General features: G+C 36.0%; 10 protein-coding genes. 2 read left to right on the top strand and 8 right to left on the bottom strand.

The genetic code is table 11. The features are described 5' to 3' along the window. Positions 1–7 precede the first annotated feature (7 nt). The 8 genes from IRZ80_RS17295 to IRZ80_RS17260 form a co-directional block, all read right to left on the bottom strand. The gene (locus tag IRZ80_RS17295) at positions 8–943 is read right to left on the bottom strand and encodes a malate dehydrogenase (RefSeq protein WP_194642971.1); all 936 of its coding nucleotides are present in this window, start codon (positions 941–943) and stop codon (positions 8–10) included. Positions 944–1,004: 61 nt separating this feature from the next. Further along, the gene (gene gyrB, locus IRZ80_RS17290) at positions 1,005–2,945 is read right to left on the bottom strand and encodes a DNA topoisomerase (ATP-hydrolyzing) subunit B (protein ID WP_194642969.1); all 1,941 of its coding nucleotides are present in this window, start codon (positions 2,943–2,945) and stop codon (positions 1,005–1,007) included. A 470-nt stretch (positions 2,946–3,415) separates the two neighbouring features. Further along, positions 3,416–6,766: a bifunctional amidotransferase subunit GatB/aspartate--tRNA ligase AspS gene (gene gatB/aspS, locus IRZ80_RS17285; protein ID WP_194642968.1), complete on the bottom strand. Its 3,351-nt coding sequence runs from the start codon at positions 6,764–6,766 to the stop codon at positions 3,416–3,418. Further along, on the bottom strand, positions 6,766–8,163 hold the full coding sequence (locus IRZ80_RS17280; RefSeq protein WP_194642966.1) for an amidase: 1,398 nt from the start codon (positions 8,161–8,163) through the stop codon (positions 6,766–6,768). Before IRZ80_RS17280 ends, gatB/aspS begins: the two co-directional genes overlap by 1 nt. Position 8,164: 1 nt before the next feature. Then, on the bottom strand, positions 8,165–8,434 hold the full coding sequence (locus tag IRZ80_RS17275) for an aspartyl/glutamyl-tRNA amidotransferase subunit C (protein ID WP_194642964.1): 270 nt from the start codon (positions 8,432–8,434) through the stop codon (positions 8,165–8,167). A 309-nt stretch (positions 8,435–8,743) separates the two neighbouring features. After that, complete coding sequence (locus IRZ80_RS17270) at positions 8,744–9,193, bottom strand: hypothetical protein (RefSeq protein ID WP_194642962.1); 450 nt, start codon at positions 9,191–9,193, stop codon at positions 8,744–8,746. A gap of 142 nt (positions 9,194–9,335) precedes the next feature. Continuing rightward, positions 9,336–11,162: a TonB-dependent receptor gene (locus IRZ80_RS17265; RefSeq protein ID WP_228520941.1), complete on the bottom strand. Its 1,827-nt coding sequence runs from the start codon at positions 11,160–11,162 to the stop codon at positions 9,336–9,338. A gap of 35 nt (positions 11,163–11,197) precedes the next feature. After that, a complete protein-coding gene (locus IRZ80_RS17260) occupies positions 11,198–14,212 on the bottom strand; it encodes a tetratricopeptide repeat protein (RefSeq protein ID WP_194642959.1) in 3,015 nt (1,004 codons plus the stop codon). 238 nt (positions 14,213–14,450) lie between these two features. Between IRZ80_RS17260 and IRZ80_RS17255 the strand changes: the two genes are divergently transcribed. Further along, positions 14,451–15,134, top strand: a complete 684-nt coding sequence (locus IRZ80_RS17255; protein WP_194642958.1) for a cell division ATP-binding protein FtsE — start codon at positions 14,451–14,453, stop codon at positions 15,132–15,134. Further along, complete coding sequence (locus IRZ80_RS17250; protein ID WP_194642956.1) at positions 15,134–16,027, top strand: glycosyltransferase; 894 nt, start codon at positions 15,134–15,136, stop codon at positions 16,025–16,027. The genes IRZ80_RS17255 and IRZ80_RS17250 overlap by 1 nt, the downstream gene beginning before the upstream one ends. The last annotated feature ends 63 nt before the right edge of the window (positions 16,028–16,090 follow it).

Below are 16,090 nucleotides of genomic sequence, written 5' to 3'. Positions count from 1 at the left end.
AAAATTATTATACCAAAACTGATTTCAAATCAGCATTCATGTTTCTAACTGCCTCAGCACTTTTAGCAAAAGCTACTTTCTCAGCATCATTCAATTCGATATCAACAATTTGCTCTACACCGTTTTTACCTATAATACAAGGTACTCCAATACAAATATCATTTTGACCATATTCTCCTTCTACAAGAACAGAACAAGCAATCATTTTCTTTTGATCATTCAAAATACTGTCAACCAAATAAGCAACAGAAGCTCCTGGAGCATACCAAGCCGAAGTTCCTAATAAACCCGTAAGCGTTGCTCCGCCAACCATAGTAGCTGCAGCAACTTTATCTAATTCTTCCTGAGATAAAAACTGAGATACCGGTATACCATTATAAGCAGCCAATCTTGTCAAAGGAATCATCGTAGTATCTCCGTGTCCCCCAATAACCATTGCCGAAATATCATTAGACGGTTTGTCCAATGCTTTAGATAAATAATATCTAAAACGGGAGCTGTCTAAAGCACCGCCCATTCCGATAATTCTGTTTTTTGGCAAACCTGTGGATTTCAATGTCAAATATGTCATTGTATCCATCGGATTAGAAACTACAACTACAATACAATTTGGTGAATGAGCCAATACATTCTCTGCAACAGTTTTAACAATTCCTGCATTAATTCCGATTAATTCTTCTCTAGTCATTCCAGGTTTTCTTGGAATTCCCGAAGTAATCACAACCACATCACTATTAGCTGTTTTAGAATAATCATTGGTAACCCCAGAAACATTGGTATTAAAACCAGTGTTTGTAGCACATTGCATGATATCCATAGCTTTACCCTCGGCAAAACCCTCTCTGATATCCAATAACACTACTTCACTTGCAATTCCTCTATAAGAAATTGAATCTGCACAGGATGCTCCCACATTCCCTGCTCCTACAATGGTAACTTTCATTTTTATTTGTTTTTTTATTAATTTCAAATCAAAAAACGAAAAATACAGCTCATTCTAAAAACTACGCATCGATATTTGCGTAAACTGCATTTTTCTCGATAAACTCTCTCCTTGGAGGCACTTCATCACCCATTAACATAGAAAAAACTCTGTCTGCTTCAACCAAACTGTCTATCGTAACCTGTCTCAGTGTTCTGAAATTCGGATCCATTGTAGTTTCCCACAATTGCTCCGCGTTCATCTCTCCAAGACCTTTATATCTTTGTATAGCAGCACTGCCGCCCATTCTTTCGTTCGCCTGATCGCGCTGTACATCTGTCCAGGCATATTCTTTCTTCGTTCCTTTTTTAACTAAATATAAAGGAGGAGCGGCAATATATACGTGTCCTTCTTCAATCAATTCCTTCATAAAACGGAAGAAGAATGTCAAAATCAAAGTTGAAATGTGGCTGCCATCGACATCGGCATCACACATGATAATCACTTTATGGTAACGTAATTTTGAAATATTCAAAGCTTTACTATCTTCTTCTGTCCCAACAGTTACTCCAAGTGCCGTGAAAATATTTCGAATTTCTTCGTTTTCAAAAACTTTGTGATGCATCGCTTTTTCAACGTTCAAAATCTTACCACGCAATGGCAGAATAGCCTGAAAAGCACGGTCACGACCTTGCTTAGCCGTTCCGCCTGCCGAATCTCCCTCGACAAGATACACCTCACATTTTGCAGGATCCTGCTCAGAACAATCTGATAATTTCCCTGGAAGTCCACCGCCGCCCATTACAGTTTTACGCTGTACCATCTCACGCGCTTTCTTAGCCGCATGACGGGCCTGCGCAGCCAAAATTACTTTTTGAACAATAATTCGGGCATCATTTGGATTTTCTTCCAGATAATTTTCAATCATTTCACTCACCGCCTGACTCACCGGAGAAACCACTTCCCGGTTTCCAAGTTTCGTTTTGGTTTGCCCCTCAAATTGAGGCTCGGCAACTTTTACCGAAATAATCGCAGTAAGACCTTCACGGAAATCATCTCCGGAAATATCGAACTTTAATTTATCCAGCATCCCTGATGAATCCGCATATTTCTTCAATGATCTTGTAAGACCAGTCCTAAAACCCTGCAGGTGTGTTCCTCCCTCGTGCGTATTGATGTTATTTACATAAGAGAAAATGTTTTCTCCATAACTGGTATTATAAATCAAAGCCACTTCAACAGGAATCTCTCCCTTTTCGTGATCCATAGAAATCACATGAGCAATAATCGGCTCACGGTTTCCGTCTAAATATCTGATGTATTCTTTTAAACCTTCTGTAGAGTGAAATGTTTCAGAAACGAAGTTACCCTCTTTATCTTTTTCTCTTTTATCCGTAAAAACAATAGTGATTCCTTTATTCAGGAAAGCCAGCTCACGCATACGGGCCGAAAGCGTATCGTATGAAAACTCTGTTGTCTGCGTAAAAATAATCGGGTCAGGGTAAAAAGTCTGCTGCGTACCTCTTTTATCAGTTTCACCGATTTGTTTTACCGGATACATTGCCTTTCCTCTTTCGTATTCCTGCTCATAGATCTTGCCATCTCTAAAAACAGTCGATTTCATATGAACCGAAAGCGCGTTTACGCAGGAAACCCCAACTCCGTGAAGCCCTCCGGAAACTTTATAAGAATCCTTATCAAATTTACCTCCCGCACCAATTTTAGTCATTACAACCTCAAGTGCAGAAACCCCTTCTTTTTTATGTAAATCTACCGGAATACCACGGCCGTTATCTTCAACTGTAATAGAACCATCTTCATTGATATCAACACGGATTGAATCGCAATGTCCTCCCATTGCCTCATCAATAGAGTTATCTACTACTTCATAAACTAAATGATGTAACCCTCTTACACCTACATCTCCAATGTACATCGATGGACGCATTCTCACGTGCTCCATTCCCTCTAAAGCTTGGATACTGTCTGCTGAATAATTGCCCTTCTTAATTTCTTCGCTCATATAATTTAATCTAAAAAATGTGTTTTTCGTCTAACAACAAATATAAGAAACCATAAAGGATTTAATGGTTAAAATCACATATTAAGTTGTTAAGTTATTAACAAAAAGACGAAAATATCTGTTTAAATTCCAGTATCAACAAAAAAATCAGATTCAATTACAAAAATCAAACCCAAAATGCAATTTCTGCCCAACAGCCTAAGTCTGATTATTCTTTTTTGAAGCAGAACATTGTACTTTCTTACAAGAATCCTCCCGCTATTCACTTCAATCTTGTGGACTAAACCCCAGTCCACAAGGATTTTCGTTTCTATCGGGGCTAAAAATCAACATTTTTGCTTTTTTTCCAGTAAATGTAGCTGTCTAAATCAGACCTGACAGGTTTTAAAAACCTGTCAGGTCTCAAGCCATAAAAAAAGGGTTTGTATTTTTCAATACAAACCCTTTTAAAAAAATATATAGATTAAAAACTATCTAATAATTCTAACATTCATTTCTTCCACTTTTTTATCCGAAAGCAGTGTTGGTGCTCCAAATAATAAGTCGTCGCTGGTTCCGGTTTTCGGGAAAGCCATAACTTCTCTAATAGACGTCTTTTTCTCCAAAATCATCATTAAACGATCGATACCCCAAGCGATTCCTCCGTGTGGCGGTGCACCGTACTGAAATGCTTTATACATGGTTCCAACACTTTTGATCATTTCTTCTTTGTTGTACCCCATATTTCTATAAGTTGCTTCCAAAATTTCCGATTTGTGTGCACGAACTGACCCTCCACCAATTTCGTAGCCGTTCAGAATTAAATCATACTGCTGTGCGATAATCGTTCCTATTTCGCTGTCATCACCTTTCATATGTTTTTCCAAATCATAAACAGCCGGCATAGAGAACGGATTGTGTGTAAATGTCCATCTTCCTTCGTCAGTTCTTTCAAACATTGGGAAATCAACCACCCAGGCCGGACGCAATTCCTTTGGATTAATCAAATGTAACATTTTACCCATTTCCTGACGAACAGCATCCAACGCTTTATTCGCCGTTGCATAATCTGCCGCCGAGAAGAATACAATATCACCTACTTCAGCATTGGTCGCTTTTATGATTCCGGCTGCAATATCTTCACCCAAGAACTTAATAATCGGCGACTGCAATTCTTCTTCGTTTACAATAATATAAGCCAAACCTCCCAAACCGTGCTGTTGTGCAATCGCTGTAAGGTTTTCGATCTGCCCCTTAGACATACGCTTATTCCCTTGTTCTTTGGCCGAAACCTTGATACATTTTACAATTCCGCCTTCTTCAATTGGTTTACTGAATACTTGGAAAGTAGTATCTTTTACAATATCGGTAATATCCTGCATTTTTAAACCGTAACGCAAATCAGGCCGATCACAGCCGTAGAAATCCATTGCTTCTTTATAGGTAATCACTTCAAATGGTTTCAAAACCCATTTATTTCCGTATATCTTTTTAACTACTTCATTAAACATTTTAGTGTTCAAATCGATAATCTGCTGCATACTTGCGTAGGCCATTTCAATATCCAATTGCGTAAATTCCGGCTGACGATCTCCACGGGAATCTTCGTCTCTGAAGCAGCGTGCTACTTGGAAATATTTCTCATAACCGCTTACCATCAGCATCTGTTTGAACTGCTGAGGCGCTTGTGGCAGCGTATAAAACGCTCCAGCCTGCTTACGCGAAGGGACAATAAATTCACGTGCTCCTTCATCGGTTCCTGCGCTCAAAATTGGCGTTTCGATTTCCAAGAATTCTTCTTCATCAAGAATATCTCGCAATAACTTGATTACTTTATGACGATTCACGATCGCTCTTCTTACCTCATCATTTCTGTGATCCAAAAACTTGTATTGAAAACGAACTGTTTCATTTGTTTTTGCCGCTCTTTTTATTTCAAAAGGCAATGTTTTAGACAAGTTCAAAATCTCCAATACCGAAGTTTCTAATTCAATTTTACCTGTACGCAATCCTGCATTGTAGTCGTCTTCATTACGTCCAACCACTTTACCGGTTACAGAAATCACCGATTCCGGTTTTAATTTCACCAGCTCGTCAATATTGGGAAACGATTCTCTACTAATACGAACCTGAAAAATTTCATAACTTGAATCACGCAAATCAATGAACATCAATTCACCGTGATCACGAACACTCGCCACCCATCCGGACAACATCACTTCCTGACTGATGCTCTCTTCTGATAATTGCGAGATTTTATGCGTTCTGTAGGTGTCTTTTATTATAATTGGAATTTCAGGCAAAACCTCTTCCTGAATTCCTTTCGATTCTGAATTTGATATGGATGATGGTAAGGACAAGTCGCGACTTGTCCCTGCTGTATCCACGGACAAATCGCGATTTGTCCCTGCAGATAATTTATCTAAAATAATCTGGCGGATTACTTTTCCGTTTGCTCCTTTTCCAATAATCCCTAAAACTTTACCAACCAAAATACCTGCTTTTCCTTGATCTCCTGCAGCAATATCTTTGGCAACAGCCTCATTTTCTGCAATTACTTTAGCAATAACTTCCTGAATTTTATCTTCGGAAATCGTGTTTTCTTCAAAGTATTTGTTGTAATCAAAAGTTCGATCTTTTAAATAACCAGTAATCGCATTTTGGACTAAAACCGCTGTAATTTTTTCAGCTTTAAATAATTTAAAAATATCGGTTAACTGAGCAACACTATGAATTTCAGCATACTCTTCAGCCTTTATATTATTAGCTAAAGTTTTAGCAACAAACGAAGGATCTTTAATTTCGTTATTTATCTCTACAAATGTTTTGGAACGTATCGCATCTGCAGTGAAAAATTTAGCATCCTGTGGCAGTACGCCTCCATTTATCAGAATCGATTCAACTGCAAAAGGCAAAGCAGTTGTATCTACTTTAATCGCTTCAATTTCGGCTTTAATGTTTACAAAAGGTAAATCTGGTTCCGAAATAAAACGGTAATCCGCTTCAAATTCTTTTTTACGCATTGTTTTAGTCTGCTTCAAATCAGCATCCCAAAGCACCGTCGTTTGATCAGGTCGAAACTCTTTGTTTTCTATAAAATAATTGAATTGTTTTTCTACTTCTTCTTTCAAAGCTTCCACCATAAACTTAAACGAGTTCAAGTTTTTGATTTCGGTTCTTGGATTCAAATCATAACTGTGTTTTTTTCGCAAAGACACAGAAACATCCGATTTGAACTCTCCTTTTTCAAGGTTAGCTTCAGAGATTCCTAAATTCTGAACAATACGCTGAATATATTGAGCATAAGTTGAAGCGTCTTCAATATTTCTAATACAAGGTTCCGTGACAATTTCAATCAACGGAACTCCTGCTTTGTTAAAATCGACTAACGAAATCTTTTTTTCGTGCATCAATTTGGCTGCATCTTCCTCGATATGAACCTGAGTTAAATTTACCGTAAACTGCGTACCGTCATTTCGATAGCAGGAAACGTGTCCGTCAGGGATTATCGGATTGTGAAACTGCGTAATCTGAATGTTTTTTGGGTTATCCGGATACTCGTAATGTTTTCTGTCCCAAGAAATAATTTCATTACTAAAAGACGAATCAACCGCTTTTCCAAAATAAATGGCTTTTGTAACCGCTTCTTTATTTACGGCAGGCAGAACCCCCATTTGTCCAGTACAAACCGAACATATATTTTGGTTAGGTGTTTCAATTTCTTGATTTGGACAAGAACAAAACAACTTGGTTTTGGTATTCAATCGAACGTGAGTTTCCAGTCCGATTACCAATTCTAAATCGTGGGCTTTTAAAGCCGATGTTAATTGTTCCAATTCCATTATATTGTATCTTTTAAGAAGTTAGCAAACTGCATCACTAATTCGTCATTATTTTTTGCTGCGGTAATCTGCAGTCCTGTAGTTGTTCCTTGTGGCACTGTTAAAGTTGGTAATTGTCCTAAACTAAAACCAACCGTATAAGCATCCGACAAATACATTGCATGCGGATCCTTTAAACTGTCTCCTATTTTTGGAGGCGTACTTGGTGTAACTGGCGATAGAATGATATCAACTTCTTCAAAATCTTTACTGAAGTTCTCCGAAATCTGATCTCTCAAAGCCAGTCCTTTCAAATAGATTTCATCTGAAAAACCTTGAGACAATACTTGGTTTCCACCTACGATTCTGCGTTTTGTCTCTTCTGAAAAGTTCTCTGAACGTGTTACTGCATAGCTGTCAATCAAATTATCACCTTCGATACGGTTTCCATAATTTGTTCCGTCCAAACGGGATAAATTCGAAGCTGTTTCGGCCATTGCCAAAGTATAATAAGTTGAAACCAAAATATCAGTTTTAAAGAAATCCAATTCTTTTACGGCGATTCCTTTAGCTTTTATCTTTTCAATACTTGCTAAAAAATCTGCTTTTATTTGAGAATCGATTGCTTCACTTTCGATAAAGTTTTTAAAATAACCAACCGTTTTCACAGTTGAAGCCGCGATTGCTTCTTCACTAATTTCGTTTGAAGCAATAGAAGTTTGATCTTTTGGATCTTTTCCGCTCATTACATTCAGCACGATTCGGATGTCTTCAATTGATTTTGCTAATGGTCCAACGCAATCCGTAGAAGATGCATAAGCCATCAAACCGTATCTTGAAACTCTACCGTAAGTTGGTTTCAAACCATAAATATGATTGTAACCGGCAGGCTGACGAACAGAACCTCCAGTATCACCGCCAATTGAGAAAACAGTATATTCTTTGGCAACGTTCACGGCAGAACCTCCGCTTGAACCTCCCGCAACCAAAGCCGGATCAACGGCATTTTTTACAGCACCGAAAATAGTATTTTCACTAGATGATCCGTGACCAAAACTGTCGCAGTTTTCTTTAACCAATGGAATTGCTCCTGCATCCAATAATTTCTGAATGGCAGTAGCAGTGTATGGTGATTTATAATTTTTCAGCAAATCAGAACTTGCTGTAGTGTAAGTTCCCTGTACCATAAACACATCTTTGATCCCAAAAGGAATTCCTTCCAAAAGACCAATTGTTTCTCCGTTGGCAATTTTAGCATCAACTTTAGAAGCTAATTCCAAAGCCAAAGTATCCAAAACAGAGTTTACAGAGTTGTATGTATTTTGTTTAAGTAAGTCTAATTTTTCCTGTACAAGAGCCGTACAGTTTATCTGTTTTGACACCAATTGCTGGTGTATTTTTTTTATCTGAGAATCCATTTTATCCTTCTATAACTTTTGCAACCACTAAAAAACCATTTTTCTTGTTCGGGAAATTTTCTAAAATAATCTGTTTCTCAATAGCCGAACTCTCTATCACAACATCTTCTCTTAAATTATTTACTGACACACAATTACGATTGACATTATTTAAGGAATTATCATTTGATGAATTTGCATTTTTAATCACATCAAATAATTTGTTCACGCTCTCCGAAGGCTGTGCTCCCTTAATACTCGACAAGATGTCGACTGTCATTATTTTACTCATAATTTTACGTAGTTTTAAAGTCAAACTTTTAAGCACGCGAAATTACAAAAAGTTTTTTTAGGGATTTCTATTTTTTAATGAATTGAACGGTTTTCTGTGAAAGAACACATCGATTTAACATTATGTTTAATTTTGTTATAATATATGATGGTGTTGTGAAAGATTTCAAACAAAAAAGCAAAATATTAAAGAAACATATAAAAATTTGCGAATTCTCGGTTATTATTTTTCACCGCAAATTGCTTTGACTATTCGCTATCACTCGGATCGCAAATTATAATTTTAAACAACTGAGATTTAAAGCTGATTTTATTCAACACTCTCAATCAAATACTTCGTCCCATTAATTTCAAAAGTAAAACCAACGGTATTTCCCATTAACTTATTTCCCAGCGGAGATTGCGGAGAAAGTGCAATGACATTAATTCCTTCAATATTGATTTTTGGCAAAGCCAAAGACAGATACAAATAAATTCCGTTGGCTTTGACCAAACTTCCGACGATAATGGTTTTGGCAATTGTAGTTGGGTCAATTTTGTCCAGAACGCTTTTTTGAGCCAAAACTTCTTTCAGTTTGTGATTGATTTTTTCCTGCTCAATGTGCATCATAGACAAAGCGGTTTCATGTTTATCGCCTGCAGAACCTTTGGCATCGTTCTTTGAATCTTCGGTTAACCCTGAAATCATGTCGCGGAAAGCATCGATTCTATCCTGAACTAATTGTGAATAATATTGGTGTATTTTTTGTTTGAAAGTCATTATGGAAAAGTTGCTGAGTTGCTGAGTCACTAAGTTACTAAGACTCTGAATTACGAAGATGCTAAGTTATTAAATCTATTAATATTATAACCCTTGAAAAAACTTAGAAGCTTAGCGTCTTAGTAACTCAGAAACTTAGTCCTTAAAAATCAAATTTATAATTCCCTCCAACCATCAACTGAAAGCCCTGAACTTGATAATTTAGCCATTTTTGATAGTCATTATTCAAAATATTATTGGCTTTCAAAAAGGCAGTAAATCTGTCATTATGTTTGTATCGCACATTGGCATTCAAATCAAAATAACCATCAAGTGTAATTGGGCTTGGAGCAGTAACATAAACAATATCGGTATTCAGCTGATAATCTTTACGCTCGCCAACATAAAACAAATTTACGCCTGCAAACCATTTATTAGTAATCATAAAATCTGCTTTACCATTCAATTGAAGTTCTGGTAAATCCCATGCTTCCTGCTCTGATTTTTTCGTATAACTGCTCACTGTTACATCAGCTTCAACGGTTACACCTTTGGCTAAATCCGCTTTTATTTCGCCATAAAAACGCATTGTTGTCAAATCATCATACACTACTTTAAATGAGTTTCCGAATCCATAATTAGCGTTCGTATTCTTTTCGGTATAATCATTACTTCTAAACAATGCTTTATTTTCATCATGTATATAGGATGCTTTTACGTCATAACTCACAGTACTCGCCAATTTTCCCTTTAACCCAGCCTGAATATCAAACAGCTCATTCGTTGGTTTAATATTCAATGCAGGCGAAACATAAGGGTTATCATCTACAAAATCTTTATAGTTGTTCTGCTGTAAATTACCAATTGCATTCGCGTAAAATATCATCAAATCACTCACTACATTATACGAAGCTTTAACTGACGGATAAACATAAAACTTACTGCTGGTGTTATCTTTCCCCGCACTATATACTAAGCCTGCACCGATATCAATCGTCCAATCATCTCTTTTCATTACGAAACTCGGTACTATTCCTAAATTAGTAAAGCCATATTTAATATCGGCAGTATTAGTTCCCGAATAATCCTTCTTAAAACTTCCGTCAATATAATCAACAAAAATCTTTGTTTTTATGGCTTCGTCCATAACGTCAAATTTAAAAGTCGGAGCCAGCAAAAAACGATTCTCGGCTGAACTAAAATCATCTGTAAAATGTGTAAAATCAATAGTCACATCATTTAGAATTCCATTTTCAAAAGCCATGGAACCGCCTGCAGTTAATGTATTATAAGATTGTTGCGGTTTTATGCCATAAATCAGAGCCATATCTGCCGGCGGTGTCAAAGTACTTCCGAAATTAGCAGGTAATCCATACCAATTGTAAATCTGATTTTGATATCCTGCTTTTATATTCCATGTCATATCTTGTTCATTAGAACCATACATCAAATCAATTTTGGTATCATAATAGAAATTGTCAAGAAGCACATCTTTAATATCTCCCTGAGATGAATTATGGCGAAACATTCCGCTTACATATTCATTATTATTAAGGTCTTCATTTACGTATAATTCTGCATTCAAACGTCCATAATTTCCAATACCGAGCGTTGCATAATTCTTAAACAAACGTTCCTGTTTTCCTTTTTCCACACCTTGCGCATTTCCTTTGGCAGGAGCAAATGTCGAAGCAACCGGAAAAGGCAGAATCGAATAATTTACGTTTTCTTTTTTAGCATTTTCATCAGTATTAATGCTGGCTGGAACTTCTTTTACCTTGAAAGCATCCGAAATTGTAGGCGTATATGGTTTTACCACATTCACGACTTCTGTGCCAATATTATCCTTTTTATCCTGAGCAAATGAAAATTGAGTAAGCAGTAAAAGGAAAAGTCCCACCCAAAACCTCCCCCCAGCCCCCTCCGAAGGAGGGGGAGTTAAAGACGTTGATAACTTATTTATGAATGTTTTTATATTTTTGATTATCATCTTTTATCTATTTTCTATTCTCTAATTTCTAAAATCTAACCTTTAATTGATGAATTCGTTTTGGCTTCCTCGGTTTTTATTTTATTCAGTTCTGTTTTTGCTTCTTCAACCACATCCGAATAGTCGGTGAAATTTTCGATTACATTGTCCAAAACATAAGTTGCCTGATAACTGTCTTTCAAGCCATAGTAATTTTTTGCCATCAAGATCAAACCTTTGGCTCCATAATAACGGTAACTCGAATAATTTTTGGCTAATTTTTGAATCGCAGTATTCGAAAGTTCAAATTTCCCGTCTTTGTTTTTAAAATAAGCGTCATAATACAATGCTTCTGCAGATAATTCTCCTTTGCTTACGGTCATTAATTTTGCGTAAGCGGTTTTGGCTTTCGCTTCATCACCTGTCTGCATTGCTGAACGTGCCACAATAATCTGAGCGTCGCTTTTTACATTTTCTTCCGCTTTTGGATTAGCCAGAACTTTATCAGCATATACAACTGAATTTGTATAATTCTTGGTTTCGTAATAACACTTCATCAAGTTCGCCTGCGCAAAAGTTTTATTCTGCGGAAAATCGGCTTCATTTTCAATACGGGTCAAAACAGAAATAGTTTTGTCGCAATTTTTAGCTTTCAAAAAAATCTGCGCCAATCGCACCAAAGACTGTTCGGTGTATTCGCATCGTGGCTGACTGATTACATATTCATAATTAGGAATCGATTTGCTCTCTGAACCTTCAGTAAAATACAGCTGTGCCAACTGAAAATTAGCCTGCAGAATATGAACTCCATTCGGGAACTTAGCCACATAATTGCTAAAACCTGAAATAGCCTGCTTCGTATTTCCTTGTTCCAATTGTTTTTGCGAAGCTTCAAAAGAATCATTATCTAATTCCAAATCAGTCACAGCAACAAAATCCAAAGTACGTACCCAAGAAGCATATTCATCCACTTTTCCGTTATCGACATAAATCAAGCGGGCTGTAGCAACGGCTTCGTAGGCTTCGGGAGTTTTAGGGAAATCGGAAGCCACTTTTTTAAATTTAGCAATAGCCAGGTCATCTTTATCCGAATTATAATAAATCAATCCCTGACGCAAAATAGATTTTGACGTGTAAGAACTGCTTTTAAAACCTGCAATTAACTTATCATAAGCTTTAATCGCTAAGTCCTGTTTGTTCTCTGCCACATACGTATTTCCAAGTTCAAATAAAACATCGTCCTGATAATCTGATTTTGGATATAATGTCAAAAACGCATTCAGTTCTTCGATCTTTTTACTGTTTTTCAAAAGGAAACCATAGCAAAGCGCTTTCTGGAAATAGGCATAATCAGCATCTACACTTTTAGATTCAATTACCTTAATGTAGGCATCCAAAGCCACCTGATATTTAGTCGTTACAAATCGGCAGTCGGCCAATCGCAGATACGAATCATTCAGACGAAATTTATCTGCCTTGTTGTTTTCTATTTGTTTTTGGAAAAAATCACCTGCGGTATCATATTCTTTCAATTTGAAATTGGCGTAGGCAATATTGTAATTAATGTTTTTGAACTCAGCCGTTTCTTTCGCTTTTGGCAAATCCACAAACTGCTGATAACTTGCTAAAGCGTCTTTGAAATTTTCCAAATTATATTCGGATTCGGCTTTCCAGAAAGTGGTACGGGCGGTAATTACAGCATCTTTTTGTTCTTTCAATCCTTTTTCGAACATTGCAATAGAACCAAAATAATCACTATTAGTATACAATTCCAATCCTCTGTAAAAAGCTACTTTTTGGTAAACTGCTCTATTTTCGGAAGTTTTATTTTTTTCTAATAAAACCAATGCTTCCTTATAGTTTTTGGACGAAATATAAGAGTCAATCAATAATTTTTCTATCAGATTATTATTAGGATTCGTTGGATATTTAGTCATAAAAGCCAGCAAAACTTCGGGAACAGTCTGGTAGGAATTACCAATTTCGTAGCTCAGTTTGGCATAATTAAAACTCGCATCTTCCTGCAGTTTTAAATTGAAATTCATTTCCGAGGCATTCTTGAAAGCATTCAAAGCCTGTTGCTTTTTCCCAGATTCCAAATAACTTTCTCCTAAATGATAATAGGCATTCTGCGCTATGAAATCATTCCCATCAATAATTTTATTGAATTGCGAAACGGCATTTTCATAATCTTTCTGCACATAATACGCATATCCCAACTGATAGAAATCGGTGTTGTTCCATTTTCCATTTTTACCTTTATAACCCACCAAATAAGGAATTGCCTTATCATATTGTTTTAAGTTAAAATAGCTTTCGCCGATAATTTTATTCAATTCTGATTTTTCCTCGGGAGTTGATTTTGACATTGCTTTAATACCCAAATCAATAGCTTTTTGAAACTCTCCAGCCTTGAAACTCATATCTGATTTGTAGTAAGATAATTTCTCGGCATATTTTTCATTGCCCGAAACCTGATCAAACTGCTTGTTGGCTTCCGCATAATCATCAGATTCATACGCCATGAAACCCATATAATATTTACTTTGTGTGCCATATTCATCGGAATCGGTTACTCTGCTGAAATAACTTTTTGCTTTTTTTGGATTTTTGGCATCAAAATAAGTATATCCTTTTTGGAAATTGAATTTGTTTTTTTCACTGTCCTTCAAAACACTTTCATCCACTCTTTCAAACCAGTGCATCGCTTCTTTATATTCTTTATGGTCGAAATAGTAATAGGCAACATCGATAAAAGCCTGATTTTGTTTTCGGCTTGACGGGTATTCTTCCACAAAACGATTAATAAGTTCTTCGGCATTATCCTGATCGGTACGAATGGCACAATTGGCAATATAGTAAGCACAATCAGACTGTAATCCTTCGGTCGTAGCTTTCTCTTTTACCTGTTTAAAAATAATTTGTGCCGACGCATACTGCTGATCTTCATACAATGAAACCGCTTTGTCGAAGTCTTTTAATGAGTATGTATAAACGGTCGATTGCTGAGAAAACAGAGAGGTTATTGGAACAAAAAAAAGGAATGAAAAAAGCCTGATAGGTATACGCATTGTTGTTTTATTTAGTCAATCAAAGATATTTAATTCTGATTTTATAACGGAAGCCGAGACGTTTTTATTATAAATTATTTTTCCTCACCCCCGACTCCTCTCCAAAGGAGAGGGGAGCTAAACGCAAATCTGAATTTGCTTTCTTTGAAATTTGTTTTTTTGAGTTTTGAGTTTTGTCATTTGATTTTTGTTTTTTGAAATTTGATTTTTTACTTTTACCCAATAAACAAATTCTATCATGGCTCAATCGGTACTGTCTTTAAAAAACGTAAACATATATCAAGAAGGGAAAACTATTTTATCTGATGTTAATTTAGAAGTTACTCACGGCGAATTTATCTACATCATCGGGAAAACAGGTTCTGGAAAAAGCAGTTTATTAAAAACACTATATGCTGATTTGCCATTAACTGAAGGCGAAGGCAAGATTGTAGAATTTGATTTGGCAACTTTAAAAGAAGAAGATATTCCGTTTTTGAGGAGAAAGTTTGGAATTGTTTTTCAGGATTTCAAATTACTGCCAGACCGTACTGTACAAGACAATATGCTTTTTGTTTTGAAAGCAACAGGCTGGACTGACAAGGCAGAAATGGACGCTAAAATCGAAGAAGTATTAGCAAAAGTAAATATGAAAGATTTTGCAAATAAAATGCCACATCAATTATCTGGCGGTGAGCAGCAGCGTGTTGCCATTGCAAGAGCTTTATTAAATGATCCGGAATTTATTCTTGCCGATGAACCAACAGGAAACCTTGACCCGCAAACCAGCATCGAAGTCCTTGAAGTTTTAAGACAAATCAATGCCTTAGGCAAAACAGTCATCATGGCTACTCACGATTATGCTTTGCTGATGAAATACCCATACAAAACCTTAAAATGTGAGGACGCGACTATTTTTGAAGTAGTTCAAAGAACGGTATAATGATTTCTATTCTTATTCCGGTTTACAATTACAATGCTTTACCATTAGTTTTGGAATTACATAAGCAGTGTTCAGAATGTAATTTGGAATATGAAATAATCTGTCAGGATGATGCTTCCAATGTTTTTTTAGCTGAAAACAACGAAATAAATTCCTTAGATAACTGTTGTTTTTCTTCTAATGAAACAAATTTAGGAAGAGGAAAAAACATCAACAAGATGTCACGGAAATCAAAGTATAGCTGGCAGCTTATTTTAGACTGCGATACTTTTCCCCAAAGTACCGATTTTATAAAAAATTATCTTTTAGAAGTTCAGAAAAGCAGCAATCCAATTATTTTTGGCGGAATACTTTACGAGCAAAATAAACCAAAAAAAGACCATCTATTGCGTTGGATTTATGGTCATAAAAGAGAATCACTTTCTGTAGAAAAAAGAAAAAAAAAACCTAACAGCAGGGCATTATCTTCTAATCTACTGCTGAAAAAAAAGCTTTTTTCACAATATCCTTTTGATGAAAATATCACACAATACGGCTACGAAGATTTATGCTTTATGACAACATTGGAAGCAAACAATATTAAAGTAACCCATATAGAAAATCCTGTTTTTCATTTAAATTTAGAGACCTCGAATCTGTTTTTGAATAAAACAAAAACTGCTCTTGAAAACTTAGTTTATATTGTTAATTTCAAAAAAATAGATTTAAAAGACAGCAAAATCATTACTGTGTATTCTTTACTGAAAAAACTAAAACTGATACACTTTACTGCATATTTCTTTAATTTATTTGAAGATAAAATTACTGCCCAATTAATTTCAGACAAACCTTCTTTATTGCTATTTGACCTGTATAAACTGGGGCATTTCTGCAGACTACAAACCAAACACTAAACCACTATGGACTGAAAATCCATAGATTTGGTTAGGCAGAATGAAAGTCTCCTATGGATTGCT

Origin of the sequence: Flavobacterium sp. HJJ, from assembly GCF_015351475.1 — a bacterium.
GTDB lineage: Bacteria > Bacteroidota > Bacteroidia > Flavobacteriales > Flavobacteriaceae > Flavobacterium > Flavobacterium marginilacus.
Note: the sequence above shows the minus strand (reverse complement) of the source record. Positions and strands in the feature narration are given on the sequence as shown.

Excerpts from the sequence above, each read along its gene's own strand:
- IRZ80_RS17255 (WP_194642958.1), top strand. The coding sequence starts at position 14,451 with ATGGCTCAATCGGTACTGTCTTTAAAAAACGTAAACATATATCAAGAA.
- IRZ80_RS17260 (WP_194642959.1), bottom strand. The coding sequence starts at position 14,212 with ATGCGTATACCTATCAGGCTTTTTTCATTCCTTTTTTTTGTTCCAATA.
- gyrB (WP_194642969.1), bottom strand. The coding sequence starts at position 2,945 with ATGAGCGAAGAAATTAAGAAGGGCAATTATTCAGCAGACAGTATCCAA.
- IRZ80_RS17250 (WP_194642956.1), top strand. The coding sequence starts at position 15,134 with ATGATTTCTATTCTTATTCCGGTTTACAATTACAATGCTTTACCATTA.
- IRZ80_RS17270 (WP_194642962.1), bottom strand. The coding sequence starts at position 9,193 with ATGACTTTCAAACAAAAAATACACCAATATTATTCACAATTAGTTCAG.
- IRZ80_RS17275 (WP_194642964.1), bottom strand. The coding sequence starts at position 8,434 with ATGAGTAAAATAATGACAGTCGACATCTTGTCGAGTATTAAGGGAGCA.
- IRZ80_RS17280 (WP_194642966.1), bottom strand. The coding sequence starts at position 8,163 with ATGGATTCTCAGATAAAAAAAATACACCAGCAATTGGTGTCAAAACAG.
- IRZ80_RS17295 (WP_194642971.1), bottom strand. The coding sequence starts at position 943 with ATGAAAGTTACCATTGTAGGAGCAGGGAATGTGGGAGCATCCTGTGCA.
- gatB/aspS (WP_194642968.1), bottom strand. The coding sequence starts at position 6,766 with ATGGAATTGGAACAATTAACATCGGCTTTAAAAGCCCACGATTTAGAA.
- IRZ80_RS17265 (WP_228520941.1), bottom strand. The coding sequence starts at position 11,162 with ATGATAATCAAAAATATAAAAACATTCATAAATAAGTTATCAACGTCT.